This window comes from Algoriphagus antarcticus (assembly GCF_002150685.1).
GTDB lineage: Bacteria > Bacteroidota > Bacteroidia > Cytophagales > Cyclobacteriaceae > Algoriphagus > Algoriphagus antarcticus.
In genome coordinates this window covers 19,859-46,111 of record NZ_MSSW01000071.1, presented here as the reverse complement: position 1 = coordinate 46,111, position 26,253 = coordinate 19,859, and the positions used below count along the sequence as shown (strand labels likewise).

Sequence of the window (26,253 nt, the reverse complement as noted above, 5' to 3'; positions counted from 1 at the left end):
CGATTAGTTCTGTTTGGGCCTCAAAGCTATTGGAAATTAAGCAAGTATCAAAAGATTTCAATCAAGTTTGATCCAGTAAAGCGGTCCAGAATTGCTTACTGCCAGATTGTAGCTAGTGCCTTTGACAATTATTTTTTCAAGGTTTCTTATTTCAGATTTTGCAGGAATTGTATGTTTAATTGTGGACTCTCGCCATCCCGTAGTTTCCCGATGAAAAGCTGTAATGGCAGATGCAGTATTGATTCCAAGGTCAACACGAAACCCTGAGAAGTTGCCTCCAAGCAAAACTGATTTTTCAGATTTATCCCAGCTGATAGAGAAAATAGGGGAGAGTTGGGCTGCATCTGGAAATGGCTCAAATAGAAAGCTTCCATCTACTTGCTGGAGATAAACGCCTGAGCGGAATTCGTACACAGCATGCTTGGAAGTCTTCACCAAACTCTCCTCTGTAAACAAATCTGTTGGGCTAGCTATCTCTGCGTAGCTCTGATAGGAGGGGTGTTTTTTCTTGATTCCAGGAATTTGCTTGATCAGATCGTCCCGGGTGGCTAAAGGAACTAAGCGATCTCCCATGTAATGAAAGATTAACGGGTCTGCTTGGCCATTTTCATCGAAATCTCCATGATACAACCAAACAGGCTTTTCCGGACTTGCTTTCAACTTGCTGTTTAGACCAAGATTTCCTGTCAAAATATCAGGTTTTCCATCTCCGTTGACATCCGAAATTGCCAAACTTTGGATCCATCCAGATGAGTATTCTAAACCTTTGATGATTTTTTCTTGAAAAGATTTGCCGTTGATAATTTCGAAAACTCGGATTCCCTGCCAATCTCCAGTGAAAATCAATTCGCTTTTTCCATTATCGTCCAGATCAGCCCAAACTGCTGAATTGATCATTCCTAAGTCTGTTTCAGAACCAAACCATTCCTTGGTTCTATCCTGAAATATTCCATTGCCTTGGTTGATTAGCAGTGCGCTTTTTGGGCTTGCACCATAGTCACCCGTTACTACCGAGCTTCCTACGAAAATATCCAGATCACCGTCCGCATCCAGATCGTGTACAGCAATTGTGGAGGTATTCTCGCCACTATGCGGAAGTGACATGGGACTAAAGCGAAAATCCCCTTTTCCATTCCCCAACATCAGACGGTCAAAATTAAAGAGCACACCACTTTCGTGTTCATTGCCGCCACTACCTACATATAAGTCAAGGTTCCCATCTCCATTGAAGTCGGCAAATGCCGCTATCACGTCTTCGGCTCGCGCAAATTGTGAGAAGATTTCATTTTTCTTTTCCACAAACTCCCCATTAAGCAGTTGAAGAAACAATACTCCCGCATGGTCTTGAGCTCCTCCGACGTAGAAATCATCTAACCCATCGCCATTCACATCCCCGACGGCCAATGACGGCCCAATGCTGGCAAAACTTTTTGGAATCAAATACTCCCGTTTCGTTTCATCCAGGGTGTTTTTCTCCTGATGTCCCCAAGAAATTATAGGGTGGATGAAAGTTTCTTTCTCCTTCTTAGAGGTTGTGATAGCTGGCTTTCCTTCACCTTGAATTAGTTTAAAGGTCTGATTGATTGATTTTTCATGGAAAATCTCCTGCACTCCATCTGGCCAGCGTACAGAGATAGAATCTATTGCTTGCGCTTTTCCCAGACCAAAAACCAATGTGGATGAAGTGCCGGACATGAATCCTCTAGTTCCGGAATACTGCTGAAATAAGGATTTTCCTTCGAAATAAACACCAACTTTTGCTCCCATTCCGAAAGGATTGTTCCCCTTGGCTTTTAGATTAATCCGGAGGAAGGAACTCTCTGATTTCTCAGCGTGATTTTGATAGATAAATGCTGGTTGATTCAGGTTGTTGATGATCAAATCCAAATCGCCGTCATTGTCCAGATCTGCGTAAGTGGAACCATTGGAATAACTTGGCTGATCCAATCCCCAATTCGTAGCCTGATCAGTGAACTTTAAGTTGCCTTGATTTTGGAAGCTAAGATTAGGAAGCTTCACAGTTGGCAGCATGTCGATTTGCTTTTGGCGCAGCTCATCCATGCTAAGATTTGGATCGGCCTGCTGACTGTACTGTATAAAATCCAAGTCGTTGGGACGCTTTTCGATTCCATTGGTGATATGGATATCAGCTAAGCCATCATTATCCATGTCAAAAATCAAAGGTGACCAGCTCCAGTCAGAAGCATAAACTCCTGAAAAAAACGCTATCTCACTAAATCCATTTTCACCCTGGTTTAGCTGAAGATGATTTCTTACGTATTGATCTGAATACCCAAACTTCTTTTTGATTTGATATACTTCGGGCTTGTCTTCTCCCACAGATTTCATCCAAATCTCCGGAGCATCCGGTAGCATGTCCGTGGTGAAAATCTCCGGTAATCCATCCCCATTCAAATCCGCCAAATCATTTCCCATACTGTAGCGACTGGTATTCGATATAAGATCTTCCAGTGAATCTACAAATGTGCCGTCTTGCTGATTCAGATAGAGGTAGTCGTTCTCGGTGAAGTCATTTGATACATAAATATCAGGCCAGCCATCCCCATTCACGTCCTCTATCCCAACTCCCAATCCGAATCCCAAAATGCTCGAATAAATTCCTGATGCTTCGGTGACGTCTTCAAAGCCAGTTTGACCTTCCGAAAGTAGATTTTTAAACAATTTATCACCTAAGGCATCCGGGTGAATTCGCTGATCTGATTGGGTGAAAATCTCTGGAGATTTGACGGAGTGATTCAATAAATACATATCCAGATCTCCGTCATTGTCATAGTCTAGGAATGCTGCTTGAGTGCTAAAGCCAACGAAATCGACTCTGTATTTCTCGGCTTGATCTTCAAATTTATTAGCTCCTTGATTGATGTATAAACGGTTTTTTCCGGATAATCCTTTGTAATTACCTACCTGAGAAACGTAGATATCCATTAATCCATCGCCATTCACATCCGCCATGGTAACTCCTGTGGACCATCCACCCTCGCCGCTTACTCCTGCGGAATCGGTGATGTCTTCAAACTGAAAATTGCCAAGGTTGAGGTAAAGACGATTTGAAACCTGGTTTCCTGCGAAATACAAATCTACCAAACCATCATTATTGATGTCTCCCGCTGCGACTCCTCCGCCGTTATAGAAATAAAGATATTCTAGAATATTCAGCGAATCTGAGGAAATAAGTGTGTTCTGGAATTGTACACCTGTTTTTTCTGCAGGCATCAATTCAAAAAGCTTGTCTTCTTCTTTTTTCTCTTTACATGAAAAAAGAAGTCCAATCCCGATCAGAAATGCAATAGAAAATCTGTCCATCTTAATAGTTCCAGATTTCAGCAGAGGCACTGTTTTTCACTACCAAAAGTTTGCCCTCACCCAAAGATGCAAAAGCTCTAATGTCACCTTCCAGCTTAAGTCCGTTTTTCGCATTTGGCCAGTATTCGAACGTGCCGTCTCCCTTGCCTAAAAGCACATCACCGTAGCTAGCATCATACTTACCTACTTCAGGCTTCGCGTTAAATAAGTTCCCACCTAGGATAAGATCCTGATTCCCGTCATTATTAAGGTCAGCCACTTGGATGGCAAAGACGTAAGATCGCTGAGCCATTCTGGGGAATGGCCTCCAGGTGAATTTCTCATTTCCTTCATTCATCAGCACTCCTGATTGCAGACTATTGATCTCATTAATGATGGACTTGTCCAGTACTTCCTGGGGGAAAATATCCGATAGTGACTGATTGTTGTAGTTGCTATATCGCATGTACTTCTTTTTGATAGAAGGAATTTGTCTTTCTAGCTCATGCTTCAGCGTGTACGGTACTTGGACTTCTCCCTCCTGACGCGTGAAAATATGTTCTATGGAACCGTTTTGGTCAAAGTCATTCAGGTACATTTTTACAGGAGTACTTTCAGAAACTTTAAATCGTGAGTTCAGCCCATTGTTTCCCAAAATCAAATCTGGCAATCCATTACCATCTAGGTCTGCGATTTCCAACGTTCTATACCAGCCCTTGAGATTTTGCAATTCTGGCATTTCGATTTTTTGAAGTTTACCGCCTGTGTTTCTCATTAAAATAGGAGCAATCCATTCGCCTACAAGAACAAGATCATTCTTACCGTCGTTGTCCCAGTCGATTACTTTTGCATCAGTGATCATCCCGATTTCTGTCAGTTCTGGCGCCAAAGTGGACGTTTGTTCACTGAAGTTGCCTTTTCCATCATTGATCCAAATGCTGCTACTGGCAGGAGCTCCATAAACGAATGGCACAAGCCTACCTCCGATGAATAAGTCTGGAGCTCCATCTTCATTCAGGTCAATCACTTGTACTACCGAGCTACTTCCTCGATTAGCACTGAATTCTTGCTGTTGGCTTTTGGTAAAGTGGCCTTTGCCATCATTCAAATACAATCTATCCTCTAGTTCTAGTGCTCCAAGGCCGGATTCATTTCCTCCTGAGACTACTACTAAATCCTGACTTCCATCTGCATTAGCATCGAAAAAGACAGCATCAATATCCTCGGAGAGTGCATCATTGTCAAATGCGGTTTGATCAGACAATCTGTATTTCCCTGATTTTGATCCTAGAAATAACCTGCCGGAAAAGCCTTTGGCTCCGCCAAAATACAAATCTTCTATGCCGTCTCCGTTGACGTCTGCTTTTGCAAAAGCTGGCCCTTCGGTAGAGTACATGTGGAAAGTCAATCTATCCCGGTCGAAATCTACCATTGGATTTTCCTGATGAGTGAAATCTAGACTTGCCTGTTCCTCTTTATGGAAGAATGTAGCTTCTTTTTTATCAAAGAAACTTTCGCCTTCTGCTAATGGCTTGGCTTCATCCCATTTCAATTTCAATAATTTATCCGCCTGGATATTTTCAACCTGGGTGAAGCTTCCATCCGGCCAGAGAACTTTGACTTGGTCTACTGTTTCTATTTCCCCCAGGCCTATCGTCAGCTTTGGATCCACAGAAGACTCAAAACCACGATTTGGCATTTGCTCGGTATAGAATATTTGCTCTCCAGCAATGATCTTCACTTGAGCTCCGATAGCTTGGGTGTTTTTACCTTTACCGATCAGTTGAATCTGCAGGGAATGGTATTCGGGATTGAGTTCTCTTCCCTTGTTCTTGAAAATAGATACAGGCTTATTGACGTTATTTACCACCAAATCCAGAGTCCCGTCATTGTTCAAATCTCCATAAGCTGCGCCATTGGAATGGATAGCCTCACCTAGTCCCCAAGCTTCTGCCATATTTTCAAAATTGAGCTCACCCAGATTTTGGTAGGCAAAATTTGGAATTGGATTAATTGGAATCGGATCAATTAGAGCTTTGTAGTTTACTCCTGATTCAGAAATAATTTTGCTTTTGGTTTCATCATCATCTATGAAATTCAGGTAATCCAAGTCGGTAATATCCTGATAGATTCCATTCGCCACGAAAAGATCCCGCTTGCCGTCATTGTCCATGTCGAAGATCAATGCTCCCCAACTCCAGTCGGTTGCTTCCAAATTTGCCAATCGACCCATTTCGCTGAACGTTCCATCGCCATTGTTGACGTGGAGCATGTTTCTGGAAAATTGGTAATGGTAACCGTGGGTTTTATTGAATTGGAATTTATCCCAGTTTTCAAAAGTTGTTATTTGCTTCAGCCGAGTTTGTGACTCAGGAAGCATGTCGGTCACAAAAATATCCAGCAATCCATCTCCATTGATATCAGCAATATCAGCGCCCATGGAAGCAGCGGAAATAGAGCGTATGGATTTTTCCAGAGATTCAGTGAAAGTGCCGTCTTGGTTATTAATGTAGAGGTAATCCTTTTCGAAGAAATCATTGGAAATAAAAATATCTGGCCAAGAATCCTGATTCACGTCTCCAATGGTTATTCCCAGACCAAAACCGATCAGGGATCCATAAATTCCGGCTTCTGCGCTTACATCTACGAACTTCCCGTCATCATTTCTAAATAATTTGTCACCGCCGACTGAATCACGTTTGGGACGTTCATTCTGCATTTTATTAAAGCTTCCGATCGATTGGTAGCTATTGTTCAATAAGTAAGTGTCTAGGTCGCCGTCTTTGTCGTAATCGAAAAAGACTGCATGAGTAGAGAAACCCTTATCGGCCAATCCGTATGCTTCGGCCTGCTCTGTAAAAGTGCCATTTCCCTGATTAATGAAGAGCTCATTTTGCTTATTGTCTCCTGAGATATCACCGGAATTACAAACATAAATATCAAGAAAACCGTCTCCATTGACATCTGCCATGGCGACACCAGTACTCCATGCACGTGTGCCAGCCGTCCCGGATAGCTCAGTGACATCTTCAAATTCGAAGTCGCCCTTGTTGATGAACAGCTTGTTTGGACCAAGATTGGCAGTAAGGTAGATATCGAGCAGTCCGTCGTTATTCACGTCACCCAGCGCTACACCGCCACCATTATAGAAATTGCGATAGGTGAAAATATTAAAGGATTCATCATACGTCAGATCATTGCTAAATATAATACCGGACTCCGAAGACTGAACGGATTCAAACAGCGGATGGGAAGGAGTTGTATGCTCCTTTTTCCCGCAGGCAAAAAGTAGTGTGAGAAGAGCTAGAAGTTGGAGTGTTCGTTTCATGCCGGTTCCTTAGCTAGTTCTTTCTGGATTTTCAGATCTGAGATTTCTGCTCTCACTGAAGAAATATGTTTCTTAAAAATCCTGATACGCCTATTTCCGTCTATTTTCACCCAAGCGATCTGAGATCGATCCTCGTTGGTCACTTCAAAGAATCCATCGCCATACCATTTTTCGAAAAGCTTGACCACGTCTTTGAGTAACTTTTCCGAGGATAATTCTTCATTCCATGGAGCCCAATTGTCATACGCGAATTCCGCAGGCATGAGATAAATTTTGTTTTCTTCAAATTTTGGATAGAAGCGCATATTACCAGAATTTCCAGAAGGGAGCTCTACTTGGTACTCTACAGAAAGTTCACCAGGTCCGTTTGTCAACACGCCTTTTTCATTCAAATCCCAGCAGGTCTCGTAGAAGTTGTTTTTGTCCATTCCCAGTTCCAAACCGAGAAAAATCTCATTTACAGTATTTCCCGACGCGAGTTCTCTTTTTTCTACCTTCTCATATTCAGACTGGCAGGAAACTATAGATAGGGATAGAATTAAAATAGAAAGAAATTTATTGAATTTTAAATGCAAGAGGTTTTTCATTGTTTCTCAATGTGATAATATGTGGTTCGTTTTCGATTTTTATTGACAGGATTCCTCTGATTTCACCTGGGACGAATAGTCCGCTTTGCTCGGGAAGAAGGGACTTCCATTGGTTTTTTCCACTTGGTTTCAGTACCCACCCGTAGCTTCCCATTTGTCCTCCAAGTTCGGGTTTAATGCGACTTTGATTCCCTCCAAAAAAGAGAGTCGCAACACCTGATTCAGAAGGAAGCGCATAAATTGCAAAGATCGGTGAAGCTTGAATTTCATGTGGTAAGGGGCTTTGAGATAGCTTCCCATTTCCTTCATTTATCCAAAGTGAGGTCTCCAGTAAATCTGCCTGTAAAGTTACTGATTTTGACAGAACTGACTCAGGAAAAAGCTCTTCCAAGGTCTTGTTTTTATAGGAAGAATAAGTTAGTAACTGCTTCCTCAAAGAAGGGATTTGCTTCACCAGACTGTTTTTAAGTACCCATGGAATGGACCTTGTTCCGTCAAATGAAACTAGAATGTGATCCAAAGAGCCATTTTGATCAAAGTCATTGATGACCATTCGTAGTTTGGATTTTTCAGATGATTTAAGTCTTGAATTCAATCCCCAATTTCCTGCCAGGATATCCGGTTTGCCATCCCCATTGATATCTTCTACCAAAAGACAATTCCAAAGTCCACTAGTTTCCGTTAATCCAAATTCGGAGGTTTTTTCGATGAATTTATCCTTTGCAAGGGTGAAAATCCGAATAGACATCCATTCACCTGCTACAATAAGCTCTTGTTTTCCATCCTCATCTAAATCAGCAATCGCTCCGGAAGTGAGCATGCCCAGTGACTGAATTGCTTCTCCAAATTTTGATGAAATATTCAGAAAATTCCCTTTACTATCATTTTCCCAAACTTGAATTCCTGTAGGGATACCATAGGCAAACGGAATACTTCTTGATCCGATAATCAAATCTTCGTCACCATCCTGATCGATGTCATTGCTGAGAATAAAGGAAGTTGGGAGAGAAGAGAAAACCTGATCACTTTTTACAAAATTGCCTTTGCCGTCATTCAGATAGAGTCTGTCTTGATAAAGAGGTGAATTTGCACCAAACTCAATACTCCCGCTTCCTACCAATACGTCCGGTGCACTGTCTCCATCTGCATCAAAAAAGTAAACAGTTACGTCTTCTGCCAAACTATCTGGCTGGAACAGGGCTGCTTGATGGTTTCGGAATTTTCCACCATTTTCCTGAATCAAGAGACTTGAGGATTGGCCCTTTCCTCCAGGAATAAACAAGTCTTCCAAACCATCCTGATTGACGTCCGCTTTTGCGGCTTTTGGTCCTTCATTGCTGATCATCCAGAACCGTAGTCTGTCCCGATCAAAATCTGCGAAATCAATCTCGCGATGGCTAAAGGGAATTTCCTTGTCAGAAAGAGAAAGAAGTGTAGTGGGATTCGAAAAATTTTCTTCCAAAAGAATTGTATTTGCCTTATCCGGATTCAGGATTTGGTTGGCTGCTATATTTTTGAGTAAGCTAGTTTCCCCATTAGGCCATTGGATCTCAACGGAGTCCAGTTTGGTGATTTCCCCTAATCCAAAATGTAGTTTCGGATCGACCGAAGACATGTATCCTTTTACCGGCTGAAACTCCTGGTAGAATGTTTTGGCATTTGCAAAGCAAGTAACCTGAGCTCCAAACGCGTCTCCCAAATCTAATTGGAGGTAATTGCCTGATCCATTTTCACGACTTGTGTTTTTGTAGACAAATGCACGTTCGTTCAGATTATTCACTACCAAATCCAAATCCCCATCATTATCTAAATCTCCATAAGCTGATCCCGTACTAAACGTCAGTTGATCCAGGCCCTCTACCGCTGATTGATTTTCAAATTGCCAATTGCCCAGATTTTTGAACCAGTAGTTTTGCTGAGGAATAGAGGGAAACGCGTCTATCATTTTGGTCAGGAGTACAGAGTCCTCTTTGTAGCCTTTTACTTTCTCTTGGTTATTCACGTAGAAGTCGACGAAGTCAAAATCAGTCAAATCCTTAACTATCCCATTTGCAACAAAAACATCTTTCCATCCGTCATTGTCTGCATCAAAAATCAAAGCTCCCCAGCTCCAGTCTGTCGCATCCATGCCTGTCTGGCGGGAGATTTCAGAGAAAATCGGCTCCTTGGTTCCTGGTTTAAATCCTAGATTTCTTTGAAGTGTATTTCGTGTGAATTGATGATGATATCCGGCTTTTACACTTGCCTGATACTTGTCCCACTCTTCGAAAGGAGTTTTGGTTTTCACCCTGGCCATGTCTGCAGGAAGCATTTCGGTAACAAATATGTCCGGGCGCATGTCATTGTCCAGATCGGCTATGTCCGCTCCCATCGAACCCATGCTTATTTCACTCAAAGCTTCAGGTAAAACTTCAGAAAAAGTACCATCCTGATTGTTGAGGTATAGATAGTCACGCTCAAAAAAATCATTGGAAATGTAAAGGTCTTGCCAAGTATCCTGATTGAGATCTGCCACAGTCACGCCCAAACCATAACCAATCACACTACCGTAGATTCCGGCTGCTTCGCTTATATCGGTAAAGAGATTGCCATCATTACGGTAGAGTTTATTTCCTCCTTCAGGATCGCGTTGTTCACGTTGCCCTATTCGAAGATCATAGATGCCAACAGATCTGCCTGAATTTGAAAGTAGATACATGTCGAGATCTCCGTCCTTGTCGAAATCAAAAAATACTGCATGTTGAGAAAGTCCGATATCCGCTAGTCCATACGCTTCGGATTCTTCTGAAAATGTAGAATTTCCTTGATTGATGAAAAGCTCATTATGTCGTTTGTCACCACCCAGAGGTCCTGATTTGCAGACGAAAATATCGACCAAGCCATCATTATTTATGTCGGCCATGCTGACTCCTGTGGACCAGCTTCCTGTGGAGGAGAGTCCAGCTTCTTGGGTAATATCTCTAAATTTTAGATTGCCCTCGTTAAGGAATAGCTTATTTGATGTTTGGTTTCCAGCGAAAAATATATCCAGAAGACCATCATTATTAATATCTCCGAGCGCGACACCGGCACCATTATAGAAATTTCTAAAAGTATATGGGTTGACTTTTTCAGTGTAAGCGAGATCATTCCGGAAGCTTACACCGGTCAGATCCTCTGAGAGAAGTTCGAAAAGAGGATCAGGAGTTTTCTCTTCCTTTTGGCAAGAAGAAAATAGAAGAATAATCGGCAGGATGTAATTCCTAATTTTCATCTGGGCTTTTGAAAAAAAGAAAGTGTACGAAAGTACACTTTCTTTAGAAATTTTTGGGTGTAATTAATAATCTAAGTTTTCCTTCAAGTTAGAGTGGGCATTGATTTGTTCCAATGGAATAGGTAATAATAGCACTGAAAGGCTGATAATTAATTTTTCCCGCCATAGCTGATTTTATTTTTTAAAAAGAATCTTATTGCTTCTTCTTGAAGTATATGCAATCATTTCATGCCCTTTTTTTTAGAACATTAACAAGTGTAGAAGAAATATAAGAAGAAACTCCGACCCTAGTTCTGATTTAATTGATTGCAATTAATGCATCCCCAGTTTCAGCTTTTATCAAAATGATATCTTCAAGAAGAATCAAAAGATGGTCATTGCTCAAATTTGAAGCTTGATCTGATGTGAATTTAAATTTTCCAACTCTAACCCCAGTTGATTTAAATAACCACCTCCAGCGTCTAATCATTTCGCCAGAAATGCTTGATCCCAGCCGATTTCTCCTAAGGATTTACCGCTTTTGTGCAACTTGACTATTACCGGTTGAAAGCTTTGTCTAAGATTCTTCCTTCTTTCATAGACTCAAAGTTAAGGGGCTAAACTTAATAATTCAATCTAAATTAGGTGGTTCATTTTTTTTATCGACTTAACTTGTAATGAAAATTACGGAACAAACAACCTGTTCGAAAAATAATAAAGAAATATTATTGGGTGATTGGAGGGATGGGAATATTTTTATGCTGAAAATATATATGGGAAATACGTAGCATTTCAGGTTTTAAATCTTAAAATTATACAAGAATGGAACTGAATCCCAATTATAATATTCCTATTGAAAATCTTGTGGTATCAGTAACATTTCATTGAGTTCAATTATTAATCAAACCATTAAACTAATTAACCATGAAAAAACAAAGGAAGTTGTCTTTCCTATTGGTTTTCCTGCTGTTTCTGAGCCTACAAAGCCAGACTTTTGCCCAACAGGAAGAAATAACGGGAAAAGTTACTGACACAGAATCCGGCGAAGGAATTCCCGGTGTGAGTGTCCTTGTCAAAGGCACCTCGAGAGGAGCCATCACCGATTTAGACGGGAGCTTTTCGATCATAGCAGGATCTGAAGAAGTCCTCGTCTTTTCATTTTTGGGCTATGAATCCGTGGAGCAGGCTGTCGCCAACAGGTCTGTCATCAACATTGGATTATCGCCATCCATTCAGGCCCTTAACGAGGTAGTGGTCGTAGGCTACGGTACCCAAGAAAGAAAGGAAATTACAAGTGCTGTGACTAGTGTAAAAGCTGAGAATTTCAATCAAGGTACTGTAAACGACCCGCGCCAGTTGCTTCAGGGCAAAGTAGCTGGTTTGAACATTGCCAGGCCTGGAGGTAACCCCAACGGCGGCTATAACATGCGACTAAGGGGAATTTCATCAATAGGCGAAAATGCTGAACCTCTTGTAGTAATTGACGGAGTGATAGGAGCTTCTCTGAGCACTGTGGATCCCAATGACATCGAATCCATGGATGTACTAAAAGACGGATCAGCTGCTGCAATATATGGAACAAGGGGTTCTGCGGGGGTTATCTTGGTAACTACCAAAAAAGGAAAAACAGGCAGAACTGTAGTGGAATTCAACAGCAGCGTGGCCACTGAAAATGTTGCCAGGACAATCAGCGTGATGAATGCCGATGAATACAAACAGGTTCCCAATTCTGTTGACCTTGGTGGCAACACCAACTGGTTAGAGGAAGTGACAGGCACCGGCTTAAGTTTTGTAAACAACCTTTCATTGGGAGGAGGCACCGCCTCGACAAGCTATAGGGTCTCCATCAACTCACGAAACGTGAATGGTGTTGGTATCAATTCCGGTTTTGACCAATTAAACGCAAGATTAAACCTCACCCAAAAGGCATTGAAGGACAAAGCCATCTTCACAGTAAACGTTTCAAATACTACAATTGACAGAGAATTTGGAAATGACAACTCCTTCAGATATGCGATTGTAAGTAACCCTACTATACCGGTTAGGAGTACCTTACCCCAAGATGCCAGATTTGGAGGATATACTGAGCGGGATATTTTCGACTGGTTCAATCCGGTTTCAATTGCTGAACAAAATATCGCAGATGGTCGTGACAGCAGGTTGCTGGCAAGCATACGAGGGGAATATAATTTTACAACCAAATTCAGAGGGGCTGTATTCTATGCAACCCAAAGGGAAACTGAATGGAGAGGATCATATTCGCCAAAAACATCAAAATTTGGAGGAGGATTTGGCAGAAACGGCTTGGCTACCATTAGAAATGATGAAAGGTTAAACCAGCTGTTTGAAACTACTCTAAATTATGATGAAACTTTAGGTAGTGTTGGAATGGCTTTCTTGGCAGGTTATTCCTATCAGGAGTTTTTCAATCAAGGCAACTATACCCAAGCAGGAAATTTCCTGACAGATGCATTTAGCTTTAACAATATTGGAGCAGCACTTGATTTGGCCAATGGATTGGCAAACGTTACCAGCTACGCCAACTCAAACAAATTGGTGGCATTCTTTGGACGTGCCAACTTCAACTTGGATGATACTTACCTTTTATCTGTGAGTGCACGATATGAGGGATCAACTAGGTTTGGAGCCAATAACAAATGGGGATTGTTCCCTGCGATTAGTGCGGGAGTCAACATTGCCAACTTGATCGATATGTCAGGAGTAAGTGCTATGAAATTCAGAGCCAGTTATGGTAGAACAGGTACACAACCCGGAGAATCCTATTTGTCATTACTGAGATTTGGCCGTCAGGGCAACTTCTTTTACAATGGACAGTTCGTGCCTTCCTATGGGCCGGTATCCAATGCCAACCCAGACTTGGCTTGGGAAACAAAGGACGAATATAACGTTGGTTTGGACTTTGTTATCCTAAACAATAAACTGGATGGTGCGATCGACTACTACACTAGGGTCACGACAGGTATGATCTTACCGATAAATGTTCCTGTTCCACCAAATCTTTTTCCTACCACCCAATTGAACATCGGTGAAATGTCTAACTCGGGTCTTGAGGTCATGTTGAATTACAAAGTCATCCAAAAATCTGATTTCAGATGGACTACCGGTGTCAATTTCTCTACATTAAAAACAAATTTGAGGAGCCTATCATCAGAAGATTTAAGTTTTGGAGAAGTGAATTACAGGTCCAACTTTGGATCTCCTGGTCAAAACTCGACTCAATTGATTCGAATCCAAGAAAATGGTCCACTTGGGCAGATATGGGGTCCAATCCTAGAAGGAATAAATGAAGATGGAAGTCCGAGGATGCAGGTCATCAACGGTACAGCCGTCGATGCCAACAAAAATCCTATTTATTGTAACTGCAATGATGACCGTGCCCAACTGGGAACTGCTTATCCTACTTTAAATTTTGGTTTCAATAACAACTTTAGTTATAAGAACTGGGACTTGAATTTCTTTTTCAGAGGATCATTTGGCCATTATCTGATCAATAGCTACAGAGGTTTCTACGAGAACACAGAAGGCACAACTGTTCAGAACTATAACATAGTCAATACTAAGTATTACGATCCAACAATCAAAAAAGCTGAATATAACAGCACTCACGTGGAGAAAGCGGATTTCGTAGTTCTTGACAATGCCACTATTGGATACAACTTTAAAGTGAGTCCTGGAAAAGCAATCGGAAGAATTAGAACTTTCATCTCTGTCCAAAACCCGTTCATGTTTACTGGTTATACAGGAGTTGATCCTGAGGTAAGGTATGGGGATTCGGAGTCAAACAATGACCCACTTGCTCCAGGTATCGAACGTAGGGCTACCTATTTTACTACTACGATCACTACTTTGGGCCTAAATTTAAATTTCTAAGCTAAAAATAAGATATCATGAAAAAATTAATCAACATAAGATACTTCTTGATTTGCCTTGGAATGAGTTATTTCTCTTCATCATGTGTGGACTTGGAAGAAGAAGTTTTCAGTGCCGTTACAGCTGAAAACTTTTTTCAAACAGATGAAGAATTTATTTCTGCCTTAGGCCAAGCCTACAGCTCATTGGGTGGAATTGGTAATTCGGGAGGCCTTTGGGCACTTAATGAGGTGTCTTCTGACGAATTGACAGTTTCGACTAAAGGGGGGGACTGGTTCGATGGTGGACAATGGCTTCAATTGCATCAACATGAGTTTCAACCTGACAATCCGTTTTTCCAAAATGCATGGGGCTTTCTTTTCGGTGGAATAAATACTTGCAACAGGTTGATATTTTCATTTGAGGATTTGGACAACCCAAATTCCCCTGCATTTATCGCAGAACTGAGGGCCCTGAGAGCGTTGTATTATTATTGGGCGATGGATGCATTTGGAAATATACCGATTGTAACTGATTTCACTTCTGTAGAAATACCTGAGACGAAATCAAGGGTAGAAGTTTATAATTTTATATTAGCCGAACTTAATGAAATCATCCCTCTACTTCCGACAGCCAAGGACGGAACCACTTACGGAAGGATGACAAAATGGGGTACTTTGATGATACGAATGAAGATGTACCTAAATGCGGAAGTATATACAGGTACTCCCCAATGGGCATTGGCAGCTGCTGACGCATCGGAAATAATCAATACCGGTCCATACAGCTTAATGGTTTCCTACAAGGACAACTTTATTATCAACAATAGCGGATCAACGGAAAATATATTTGTCTATCCGTATGATAAAGTCTTTGCGAGAGGATTCAACTGGCAAATGATGACTTTGCATATCGCAAGCCAAAGCACATATAACCTTACCCAACAGCCCTGGAATGGTTTTCAGACCGTTGAGGAATTTTATAATTCATATGTTGAACCTTCTAAAAACGCGGGGGTTCAAGGACCTGTTTGGAAAGGCCTAGCGTTACAAATTTCCACAGGAACTATTGACGGAAGGTTGAGCAATTTCTTGGTTGGTCCTCAGAAAAGATCAAATGGCGCTCCTCTGGAAGACCCGGGAGTGGAACCCACGGATCCTACAGGCCGAAATGGTGATCCAAACGGAAAGCCAATCACTTTCATGCCGTACTTGAATGAAATATGGCCACAAGGGTTGCGTCAATCAGGTGCCCGGATTGGGAAGTATGAATATGAGGTCGGAGGAACTGATAATATGAGCAATGATTTTGTGATATTTAGGTTGTCAGATGCTATTTTATCACTTGCAGAAGCTAGGTTTAAGTTGGGTCAAACTGCAGAAGCTTTGGCTTTAGTCAACCAAATCCGTGCGAGGGCAGGAAATCTTGACTCATTTACGGTATTGACAGAAAAAAATCTTTTTGACGAGAGAGGAAGAGAAATGTATGCGGAAATGACCAGAAGACAGGATCTGATCCGATTCAAGAAATTCGGAGAGGCATGGTGGCCGTTTGAGGGGATGAATCGTCCTAAGAAGGTGCACAGCCCAGGAAGTTTTCTGGAGTTGTTTCCCATCCCACAGCCTCAGCTTTTGGCAAATCTGAAGCTGAAGCAAAATCCAGGTTATAATTAATAGGGGATCGTTGCATAAAAAAAAGCAGGCTGAAAGTTCACTCAGCTTGTTTTTTTTTGACTTTTCACTTTTCATTATCTTAAGCTTTGGCCGTCTGCTTTGCAGTTGAATTACTCATGTCACTAAATCATTCTAGGTTTTGCTTTCCTCTTTATCTTAATTTCTATCCATATATCACCTCAGAATGAATAATAAAAATATGATTTTACTTTTTTTTCTCGCTTTGGTCCTTGGACAAGGCTGTAATTCTCCGATCAATTGGGAAGATGAAAACTATAACTCATCGGACAGTCTGTTTCTGGGTATTTATCTGGGGATGGGGCAAAATGATTTTTTTGACCTTTGTACTGAGCTAAATAAGCAGGAGCTTATCACACAGGGATCTGGAGGAAATACTAATGTGGAACATCGGATGACTGTAGAATTTGACAGTGAGGTGAGCATGCGTTTTTTCCCCACATTTATTGAAAACGAAGTGTTCGAAGTGCCAGTTACCTATTCATACATTGCTTGGGCGCCCTGGAACAAGCAATACTGGGCAGACAGCCTGCTGGAAAAGGTTCTGGACAAATATAAAATTTGGTATGGAGACGATTTCAAATTGATTAATCATCCAGACCAAGGCAAGGTTTACTACAAAATTGACGGGAAAAGAAGAATCAATTTGTTTATCCGGGATGAACAGTTTGTTCAGGCGGTTTTTACAGATCTGAAAGTAGAGAAAAGGCTGAGGGAGGAATTCGAGAAAACCAAACCTTCAAACTATGTACCCTCAAATTGATTGATTAACGTTCTAAACGTTGAATGCCTGATGATGAAGAAAGCCTGTCTATTGGCTCATCTCCTTTCCCTTTTGAAATATTACTCCTGTAATAAGCAAGGTAAGTCTAAGTATGAATGTTTGTTGATGAAGTTGGATTCCAATATAGCAGGCACTGATTTCACCAACCAACCGGTAGAGGCGCATGAATATAACATCATTTAATACTTGTATTTCTACAATGGAGAAGGAGAGTAGATATGGGCGAAGTCAATAATAAAGGGCTTCTGGACTTTTACTTTTCTGACAAATAGCTGACAATAAGTCTTTTTTGGATATAGGAATTGGAAATATGGTCTTTGAAGATTTCACTGCTCAAAGAGAACTAGCCTCCGCAGGAGCTTAGGAGACAGGAGTGAGCATGTCAGATAACACTGGAGGCGGACTTTTGGATATATATGTCTGCACACTGGGGGACTAGAATGGGATAAAAGTAAGAGAGGCTATTCTTTAACGAATACGAAGAGGAGTTTTGGTTTGACTTTTAGGGATTAAGTTCACAGGTGGCATTCTTTGACAAAGATCAGGACGAAGATCTAAATATGAATCTATTAATAATGCTTTGCATACTGCCAACAGTTAGGTAAAGTAAAAATAGAATCAGCAGTCCTCAGGCAGAATTCCTCTACCGTAACAACTTAGATAAGGGTGAAAAAATAAATTCAACTCTGTCAACAATGAAGACTGGATTTTTTCCCCCCAAATTGGCTATGCCCTAGGTAGGAATTTCAGATGTCAATATTAAAGGATGGCTGAAGGAATTGTATTTTTGCAACGATTTTAATAGAAAATGATTAACTCTATCTCAATCTTGGAAATGGAACCCTTTAGGAATCTGTTCAGAAATTATAATCCAGACCAGTCGGTTAACGTCCAAAAGTCCAAGCGCGACTCCGGCACCATTATAAAAATTTATAAAAGTATATGGGTTGACTTTTTCAGTGTAACCGAGATCATTCCGGAAGCTTACACCGGTCAGATCCTCTGAGAGAAGTTTGAAAAGCGGATTAGGAGTGTGTTTTTCCTGGGAGCAGGAAAAAAAAAGGATTAAAATCAGTAAAATCGGATTTCGATGTTTCTTGATGGGTATTGCAAAAAAAAGGAAGTGTAAAAATATACACTTCCTTTAATTAGGCTGATTTTATTCAATTAATAACCTGGATTCTGGGTAATGTTTGGATTGTCATTGACAATATTCAAAGGAATAGGAAACAAAGCTCTGAAAGGCTCTGATTGTCCTTTTTCCCACCAAGGTTGATTCCATTTGCCGAATCTGATCTGATCAGTTCTTCTGGAAGCTTCCGCAAACATTTCATATCCACGTTCATTGTAAAGTGCATCCAAAGTAACCGCAGTTAAAGGTGCTACGCTGGCTCTTGTCCTTATTTGGTTGATAGCAGTAAGAGCAACAGCAGTTTTTCCTTGACGAAAAGCCGCCTCAGCCTTAGTGAGAATCATATCTCCCAATCGAATTAATACATAATCATTACTCAAATTGGAACTGGCTCCATTGGCAAATTCATATTTTCCAACTCTGACACCTTCCTGACGCAATGCCCCAGGAGCAAGCTCGTTAATACGAGGAGTGAATGTTAAGGGAGGTCCATTTGGGTCGTTTGCTTCAGCTTGAACATCTAATAGCCTTGCGCCAGTAGACGAGAATTGATCTCCTACGATAAATGATTGTTTCCGAACATCCGCATCTCCAAAACTGTTGTAAAATTCTTCTAATGAAGCATATCCGTTCCAAGGCTGCTCCTGAAGATCATAGGTAAACTGGTTTTCATAATGTAGGGTCATTTGCACCAAGTTGAATCCACCAGCATTGTTTTCATCGTATGGTAGCGTCAAAATGTTTTCTGTTGATCCACTATTTCGAGTAGCAAAGTTAGAGAAGAAGTTTGAACTAAGAGAATAAGGTCCCGAAATTACCACATCTGCTGCTGCTTCGGCATCAGCCCATCGGGCAGTTCCAGTATAGACTTCTGCATTGAGGTACAACTTAGCCAAAATCGCATGGGCGGTATAGAAGTTAATTGTAGTCTTATTGGATTCCGTAGATAGAAGTGCAACATTATCGAGCACGGACTGCTCGATGAAATCAAATACTTCTTGGCGAGAGTTGTTTTTTGGATTTGCTCCCAAAGCATCTTGTGTAACTATCGGCACATTGCCAAAACTATCGATAAGCCACAAATAAACTAAAGATCTCAATACACTTAACTCTGCATTCAATACTTCCAAATCTGGATACTGAACAAGAAGGTTATTGATTTCACCGATGGCTGTAAAACAATAGTTATAAGAGTTTCTAAATGCTTCATCAGAAGGGAGCCACTGATGCCTATGCATTCTCAACCAAAGTCCTCCGTCTTGCCAATCTGCTCCTTTCTGAGGGATCGCCATTTCATCAGAGGATACTTCATAGATGGACCAAATGCTATTATGACCACCCCAGCTACCTACAATTCTTGAATAAGCCGAAGCTTTCAACACATCTATCAATACAGGATTCTTGCTGTTGTCCACTTGTTCTTGCGTCACGCCGTCGAGCACCTCTTGGTCAAGTTCCCAGCAGGAACTTACAAGAATTGGGGTCGCCACCACCATCAAAATTCTGCTTATATTTTTCAACATATCTATGATAGTTTATTAATTATTTGAAATTCAACGTCACGCCTACCGTGAAGGATCTGGTCTGGAAATAAGTGCTTCTTCGCTCAATACCCGGAGATAAAGCAGAAGTTAAAGCATTTCCATTTTCAGAATCCGTTAATCTTACTTCTGGGTCTATTCCGGTATACTTCGTAATAGTGAATAGATTCTGAGCCGCAAAGTACGCTCTCAAAGAACCCAGATTTTTCAAATTGGTTTTGAAATTATAACCTAACTCCAAGTTATCCAATCTGATGAAAGAAGCGTCTTCCACGTAGGAGCTATTATAACGAGGATCAGAAGTGACCAATGGGTTGGTAGGTGTCTTATCCGTCACTACAGAATTCCAAGTGTTAGAGCTCGCATCTCCATTCTCATAGAATCCTCTATAGGAATTGTAAATATCATGACCCCAAACGCCTCGGAAGAAGAAATTTAAAGACCATTGATTATACATAAAGCTGTTGGCAATACCGAATTCTCCTTGTGGAAGACCGTTTCCTACTTTTTCCCATTCATCCGGATTGTCAGTGGATAAGATATATTCTCCTCCATCGGTAAGCCCTTCCAGTATTGGTGCATAAATATCTCCTAAAGTTTGACCTACTCGGTTATAGATAATTGGATCATTGTTTTGCCCTGGAGATCCTGGAGTAGCATATCGCAATTCCGTGAATCCTAAACCGCCTGCCGAGAATCGCTCAATGGTTGTTTTCTGGTAGATGGTAAAGTTTGCACTTGGAGACCAGGTAACTGCGCCTAACTTAACTGCGTTTACAGTTGCTGCAAACTCGAATCCTGCAGCCTTAAGATCTGCAAGATTCACCCAAGTGGATGCTACGGTGTTAAATCTTCCGGGATCAAAAATATTTGGCGTACCAGCTTCTACAGGTACTTGAAATAGTAGATCGGAAATGTTTCTGGTGTAATAATCTACACTACCTGTTACCTTATCATTCCAGATTCCAAAATCTATTCCGAAGTTAAGCTCTTGTTTGTTCTCCCACTTTAGGTCTCTATTTGGGTTAGAGTTTTGAATAATTCCAACATATAGATCATCAGTAGTCAGTGGATCATTATCCAAATCCACTCTATTACCATTACCGAAAGCTCCAATCGCCAAAGTAGGTGAAGGAGGAAGATTACCTGTTACCCCAAATGATACTCTTGGCTTAAACTGGCTCAAAACACCCATGTCAAAAATCTGTGTAAAATCTGATCCGATGGATACAGCTGGGAATACACCTGTCTGATTATTTGGACCAAAACCGGAATAAGTTTCCGCTCTAACCGAAGCAGAGAAGAAGAAAGTATTTTGATAATTAAAATTAGCTCTTCCGAATATGGAGTTCAACTGATCTTCATTTGCATACGAAGACAATTCGGTATTATTTCCTACTCTGATAGATCCACCACCAAGGTTGTCCCATCCTTGATCAAACAAGAACTGGCGTGATCTGGCGTTGAATCCTTGATTCTTGATGGTCTGAAGCCCTATACCACCCAATAAAGTCATGTTTAAACCGTCAGCGATATCTACATCATATCTCAAAGTTGATTCGAAAATCTGCTGTCTTCTGTCGTTCGTAATTCTTTGCGCAGAACCTCTGGCTCCAAAACCAATTCCAAAATCCTCTCTTGACCAGAAATTTCCAACGAGCTCATTTCTATTATCTTTAGAATATTGTGCTGATATAGTAAGATTATTAAGGATATCGAACTCAACCTGATACGAAACTAAACTTGTTTTCCTTTCATTTACAAATTTTTGCTGATTTGCAAGTGCTACAGGGTTTAAGAAATCCGTCAATGATCTCTGGAAATAGCCTCCAAAACGCTCTGCATCAGCGCCATCTTCAAATATTGGGGCAGTGGGATTGTATATGGTGGCATAGCGGAAAGCAGCGTCATTAATAGAATTTCTGTCCTCACTAGTGTTGGAAACATTGAGATTCATTCTCAATCTATTATTCATGGCTCCATGAGAAACGTTGATTCTGGTATTTAGTCGCTCATTTGAGACACCGTTTACGATACCGTTGTTATCCCGGTAATTGACAGAAGCAAGAAAATTTGTGTTGTTGAATCCACCGGATACACTTGCGTTTGTTGTAAATGAAAAAGCATCAGAGATCAACTCATCTCTCCAATCTGTTCTGGAACCGAAGTCTGTACCGCCTCTAGCCACAAATTCTTCTGGAGACAACATGTCGAGAAGATTGGTCGCCTGATCCATAGTAGCAAAGGAATTTATTGCAACATTGGTGATTCCTTCCTTACTGCTCTTCTTAGTGGTAGTGATCAAAATCACACCCGAAGATCCTCTGGCTCCGTATATTGCCGCAGCAGATCCATCCTTTAGCACATCTATGGATTGAATGTCATTTGGATCTACGTTTTCGATCGAAGCACCAATGACACCATCCAATACAATAAGAGGTGATGAGTTAGCTCCGAATGTAGATAGACCTCTCAACCTAATATTGAAACCGTTGTTTGGGTTACCGCCAGCACGCGTGATTGATAGACCGGCTACCTTTCCCTGCAGCAGCTGTGCTGGATTTGACACATTTCCATTGTTAAAGTCTTCCGGTTTGACACCTACTACTGCAGAGGTAATCTCTTTTTTGTCCTGAGTACCGTACCCTATTACTACTGCTTCTTCGAGACTTTGGATATCTTCCTCAAGGTTAACAGTAATATTGGTCTGGTTACCGATTTCTATCTCTTGTGCGAGATAGCCAACAAAGGAAACCACAAGTATTTGATCTCCTGCTTGCAGATCGATGGCAAATTTTCCATCCAGATCAGTGGCGGTTCCGCGGGTAGTTCCTTTTACAAGTACTGTAGCTCCTGGTACAGTTTCTCCGGTGATAGGATCCATGACTGTGCCAGTCACAGTTCTACTTTGGGCGCTAGCTACGAGGGTAGCGCAGAAGATCAGCGCCAAAGCAAGTAGAAACGTTTTTTGTTTTAGTAAATAGTTTCTCATAGGGTTTTATTATTTGGTATGAGTGAAATAACTTTTGGTTCAATTATCTCGAATCTAAAGTCTGCTATTAATTTTAATTTTGCAATTCTTAACATTTTTCCCATTTAATAATCGTAAAACTCGATTTAACAGAATATTGTTTTATCAACTGATTAGTTAAATAAACTGCTGATTTGTTGTGATTTCAGCAATGGAAATCGTTTTCCATTTTCGAAAAGTCATGAATTAGAGTTTTTTTTAAAAAATCGGAAAAACTTCATTTGGGTTATATTATTTATTTTTCTTGAGAAATACATTCTTAAAAATTTTTAATAAGTTATATTTTATTGTAAAAATTCAGCGAAAGTTTTTCCAATAATAGCATTCGTATTCAGCTAGTTTGCCCACTGAATTCTAGTGTTTCTCTTGCAATTTTTTTTTAAAATAGCATGAAGAATAAATGTTCCTAAATCATCTTAAAACTTAAGTAAAGAAAATGCCGGTTTTGAAATGCTGTTTATCTTTGGGTATAAACTGACTTTTATGAAAAAACAAGTACACCTAATTGTTGTCTTAAGTGTTTCTCTTATTGTGTTATTTTTTACCAATCACTCAGAAGCCCAAGGTATCAAAGGCAAGGTGAGATCTTCTGACGGTGAGCCTTTGGCTTTTGCATCAGTTTATATCCGAAATCTCGGTGACGGCGTACCCACCAATGAAGAAGGTAGTTACGAATACAAGTTACCAAAGGGAGTTTACGATGTATTAGTCCAATACCTTGGCTACAAATCCCAACTGGAAACTATCATTGTAACCGATGGGTGGATCGTGAAAGACTTTGTGCTGGAACCTCAAGAATATACGCTGGCTGAGGTGGAGGTAAGGGCAGGAGCAGAAGATCCGGCACTGACTATCATGCGAAAGGCAATAGCCAAAGCTAAGTATCATCGGCTTCAGATCCAGAAATACAGCATGACGGTTTATCTTAAAGGAACAGGGAAGCTGACCGATGCGCCTTTCTTTCTTCGAAAAACCATCGAAAAAGAAGGTCTCAAACTCAATGAGGCTTACACCTCTGAATCAGTTTCGAGAATCACTTTCACCCAGCCTAATAAAGTAGAAGAAAAAGTAATTTCTATCCGTACCAATGGAGATAATCAATCCACCTCGCCAGCGCCTTACATTCAGACTACTTTTTACCAAGAGAAGATCAATGGGATCATCTCTCCGCTTTCTAGGTCAGCTTTTCAGTATTACAAGTTTCAGTATGAAGGAAGCTTTTTTGATCAGAATGTAATAGTGAGCAAAATCAAAGTGACGCCTAGGTCTCGTGGTGAGCAGGTCTTCGAAGGGTTCATTTACATTATTGAAGATTTGTGGGCGATTCATAGTTTGAACCTGCAGACTTCTATGCTTGGCTTTCAGGTTCAAGCCAAACAGCAATATGCTCCTGTAGCTGAGAATGTATGGATGCCACTGACGCACACCTATGACTTTGGAGGGAAAATATTTGGCTTTGAAGGTAATTTCAAGTACTTAGCTTCTACCCGTGAATATGAAATAGAGCTGAATCCCGACCTGGAAATAGTACCTGAGATAATTGATGAGAAAGTGCAGGAAGTACCTGAAGAAGCCGTGAAGTTTGATAAGTCTGTTTCCGCTTTGGAACAACTCGCTGCAGAAGAACCCAAAACCAGAAAGGAGTACCGCAAACTGCTGAACGAATATGAAAAGGAATCTCTGAAAGAACAGGAGGAGCCGGATGTGGTCAAAGAGAGCTATTATGAAGTCGACTCCATGGCCAAAAAGTACAATCAAGCCTATTGGGATAGTATTCGTCCAGTTCCATTGACAGAGAATGAGATTCAGGGATATCAGCGGGACGATAGTTTGGCGACAGTGGAAGCTGCTAAAATGAGTGATGTAGACTCGGTAGCAAGTAAGGCTAAGAAAAAATACCAACCACTGGATTTTATGAATGGCTCCTCTTACAGCATGGGCAAAGGTGTTTCTATAGGCTTCAAGCAGAACTGGACGAAGACTTCTTTCAATACAGTAGAGGGTTTCAAGCTTGGATTGGGCCTTTTTTATAGAAAGAAGTCAGAAACGAAACTCGCTGACAGTGTGAGCGTACTTCGCAAAAGTTTCAATATTGAACCTGAGCTGCGCTATGGTTTTTCGAGTAATCGTTTTTATGGAAAAGTTGATTTCCGATGGTCCAGCACTTTGCCTGTTTCAGGGACGACTTTCGGTATAAAAGGTGGGAGATACATCTATCAATTCAATGGAGGGGAACCGATCAATGAGCAGGTAAATGCGCTATACACTCTAGTATTCAGGCAAAATTACATGAAGCTTTACGAGCAGGATTTTGCACAAGCTTACTGGGCGCATCGGATAAATGGAGGTATTACTTATCGAGTCAACATGACTTATGCTCATCGTGCGGAATTATTCAACACCAATAATTACAGCTTCTATAACAAGTCCGGGCGGGAGTACTCTTCCAACCAGCCAGAGAATGTAGAGACAAATTCGGATTCATTTGCCGATCACGACATTCTAAAATTGAATGCAGAGCTGGAGTGGAGACCAGGGATAAAGTATGGAATAAGAAATGGGAGAAAATATCCGATAAATGATCGGTCACCTCTGATCAAGTTATCCTACAATAAAGCCTTTGGTGGTATCAGCAATGAAGGAAATGCAGCTGATTTTGATCATTTGGAGCTTGGCATTCAGCACAATTACACTTTTGGAGTCAGCGGCAAGCTGGACTTCAATCTGTCAGCAGGAGCTTTTTTATCAAATGATCAGGTGTATTTTCCGGATTTTCAGCACTTCGGAGGGAATAGAACTATCTTCTCCAACTTTGGGCCAGCGTCCAATTACCGTTTTATGGACTATTACAAATACAGCACAAATTCCAAGTATTTCTCAGGGATAGTACATTACCAGTTTAGGAAATTCATTTTCACACAACTGCCTATGCTGAGATTCTCAGGAGTGAGAGAAAACATCTTTGTTAATTATTTGAAGACTGACAATTCGCCTAATTATTGGGAAGTAGGCTATTCTTTGGATAATCTCTTTAGAATATTCCGGGTGGAAATGGGAGCAGGATTTGAAAATACTAATTACCTACGTGGTGGAGTGAGGTTTGGGATAGCCACTTTTATCAATGTAAGTTTTGATTAATCTGAAAAAAAGAAGTACTAAAAAACCCGGCTAGAAACCGGGTTTTTTTAGTGATTAGACTTTCATGATCTCTACTTCTTTTTTCGCAAGAATCTCATCTATTTTAGTTGAAAATTGATCAGTTAGCTTTTGCACAACGTCCTCAGCTCTTTTGATTTCATCTTCTGCGGCTCCATCTTTTTGAAGCTTTTTCAACTCGTCATTGATATCCTTTCGCACAGTTCTTAGGGATATTTTTCCTCCGTCACATTCATGCTTAGCTTGTTTTACCAAGTTAATACGCCTTTCTTCAGTAAGCGCCGGAATGGTCAGAATGATCACCTCCCCATTATTTTGTGGAGCTAGTCCAAGGTCTGAATTGATGATGGCCTTCTCTATCTCAGAAATCATCGTGCGCTCAAAAGGCTTGATGGAAAGGGTTCGTGCATCAGGCGTGTTTACGGAGGATATTTGGCTCAACGGAGTATTAGCGCCGTAATACTGGACCATAATACCGTCGAGGAGATTTGGCATTGCCTTTCCTGCGCGGATTTTCAAAAGTTCTGAAGAGGTATGAGCTACCGCTTTTTGCATCAACTCTTTTGCTTCGTCTAAGTATAATTCGATTTCTTCCATG

Annotated in this window: 12 protein-coding genes; 5 read left to right on the top strand and 7 right to left on the bottom strand. The window is 40.9% G+C overall.

Features of this window, described 5'->3' with window-relative positions; genetic code table 11:
* Nucleotides 1–57: 57 nt before the first annotated feature.
* From BVH04_RS20765 to BVH04_RS20750, 4 genes are read right to left on the bottom strand one after another with little or no spacing between them, the layout of a single operon-like run.
* Entirely contained in the window at nt 58–3,324 is a 3,267-nt protein-coding gene (locus BVH04_RS20765) for a VCBS repeat-containing protein (protein WP_086543388.1), read from the bottom strand.
* Between the two features lies 1 nt (nt 3,325).
* On the bottom strand, nt 3,326–6,631 hold the full coding sequence (locus BVH04_RS20760) for a VCBS repeat-containing protein (protein ID WP_086543379.1): 3,306 nt from the start codon (nt 6,629–6,631) through the stop codon (nt 3,326–3,328).
* Nucleotides 6,628–7,218: a hypothetical protein gene (locus tag BVH04_RS20755; RefSeq protein WP_086543378.1), complete on the bottom strand. Its 591-nt coding sequence runs from the start codon at nt 7,216–7,218 to the stop codon at nt 6,628–6,630. Before BVH04_RS20755 ends, BVH04_RS20760 begins: the two co-directional genes overlap by 4 nt.
* Nucleotides 7,187–10,471 (bottom strand): VCBS repeat-containing protein, encoded by a 3,285-nt coding sequence (locus BVH04_RS20750; protein WP_086543377.1) that lies wholly within the window; start codon nt 10,469–10,471, stop codon nt 7,187–7,189. Before BVH04_RS20750 ends, BVH04_RS20755 begins: the two co-directional genes overlap by 32 nt.
* 903 nt (nt 10,472–11,374) lie before the next feature.
* On the opposite strand from BVH04_RS20750, the gene BVH04_RS20745 reads away from it, so the two are divergent.
* The 4 genes from BVH04_RS20745 to BVH04_RS25555 all read left to right on the top strand — a co-directional run bounded on the left by BVH04_RS20745 (nt 11,375) and on the right by BVH04_RS25555 (nt 16,978).
* Nucleotides 11,375–14,341 carry a SusC/RagA family TonB-linked outer membrane protein gene (locus BVH04_RS20745; RefSeq protein ID WP_086543376.1) on the top strand — a complete coding sequence of 989 codons (2,967 nt, stop codon included), beginning with the start codon at nt 11,375–11,377 and terminating at the stop codon, nt 14,339–14,341.
* A 17-nt stretch (nt 14,342–14,358) separates the two neighbouring features.
* Nucleotides 14,359–15,993, top strand: a complete 1,635-nt coding sequence (locus BVH04_RS20740) for a RagB/SusD family nutrient uptake outer membrane protein (protein ID WP_086543375.1) — start codon at nt 14,359–14,361, stop codon at nt 15,991–15,993.
* A gap of 184 nt (nt 15,994–16,177) precedes the next feature.
* The gene (locus tag BVH04_RS20735) at nt 16,178–16,774 is read left to right on the top strand and encodes a hypothetical protein (protein ID WP_205635894.1); all 597 of its coding nucleotides are present in this window, start codon (nt 16,178–16,180) and stop codon (nt 16,772–16,774) included.
* Between the two features lie 30 nt (nt 16,775–16,804).
* The gene (locus BVH04_RS25555) at nt 16,805–16,978 is read left to right on the top strand and encodes a hypothetical protein (RefSeq protein WP_169714475.1); all 174 of its coding nucleotides are present in this window, start codon (nt 16,805–16,807) and stop codon (nt 16,976–16,978) included.
* A 984-nt stretch (nt 16,979–17,962) separates the two neighbouring features.
* On the opposite strand, the gene BVH04_RS20725 is transcribed toward BVH04_RS25555, so the two are convergent.
* Together BVH04_RS20725 and BVH04_RS20720 are read right to left on the bottom strand one after the other, a co-directional pair.
* A complete protein-coding gene (locus tag BVH04_RS20725; RefSeq protein ID WP_086543373.1) occupies nt 17,963–19,450 on the bottom strand; it encodes a RagB/SusD family nutrient uptake outer membrane protein in 1,488 nt (495 codons plus the stop codon).
* A gap of 19 nt (nt 19,451–19,469) precedes the next feature.
* Nucleotides 19,470–22,460, bottom strand: coding sequence for a SusC/RagA family TonB-linked outer membrane protein (locus BVH04_RS20720; protein WP_086543372.1), 2,991 nt, complete (start codon nt 22,458–22,460; stop codon nt 19,470–19,472).
* A gap of 522 nt (nt 22,461–22,982) precedes the next feature.
* Between BVH04_RS20720 and BVH04_RS20715 the strand changes: the two genes are divergently transcribed.
* The gene (locus tag BVH04_RS20715; protein WP_086543386.1) at nt 22,983–25,637 is read left to right on the top strand and encodes a DUF5686 and carboxypeptidase regulatory-like domain-containing protein; all 2,655 of its coding nucleotides are present in this window, start codon (nt 22,983–22,985) and stop codon (nt 25,635–25,637) included.
* 54 nt (nt 25,638–25,691) lie between these two features.
* Here BVH04_RS20715 and frr read toward each other — a convergent pair whose 3' ends face one another.
* The gene (frr, locus tag BVH04_RS20710) at nt 25,692–26,252 is read right to left on the bottom strand and encodes a ribosome recycling factor (RefSeq protein WP_086543371.1); all 561 of its coding nucleotides are present in this window, start codon (nt 26,250–26,252) and stop codon (nt 25,692–25,694) included.
* Nucleotide 26,253 lies beyond the last annotated feature (1 nt).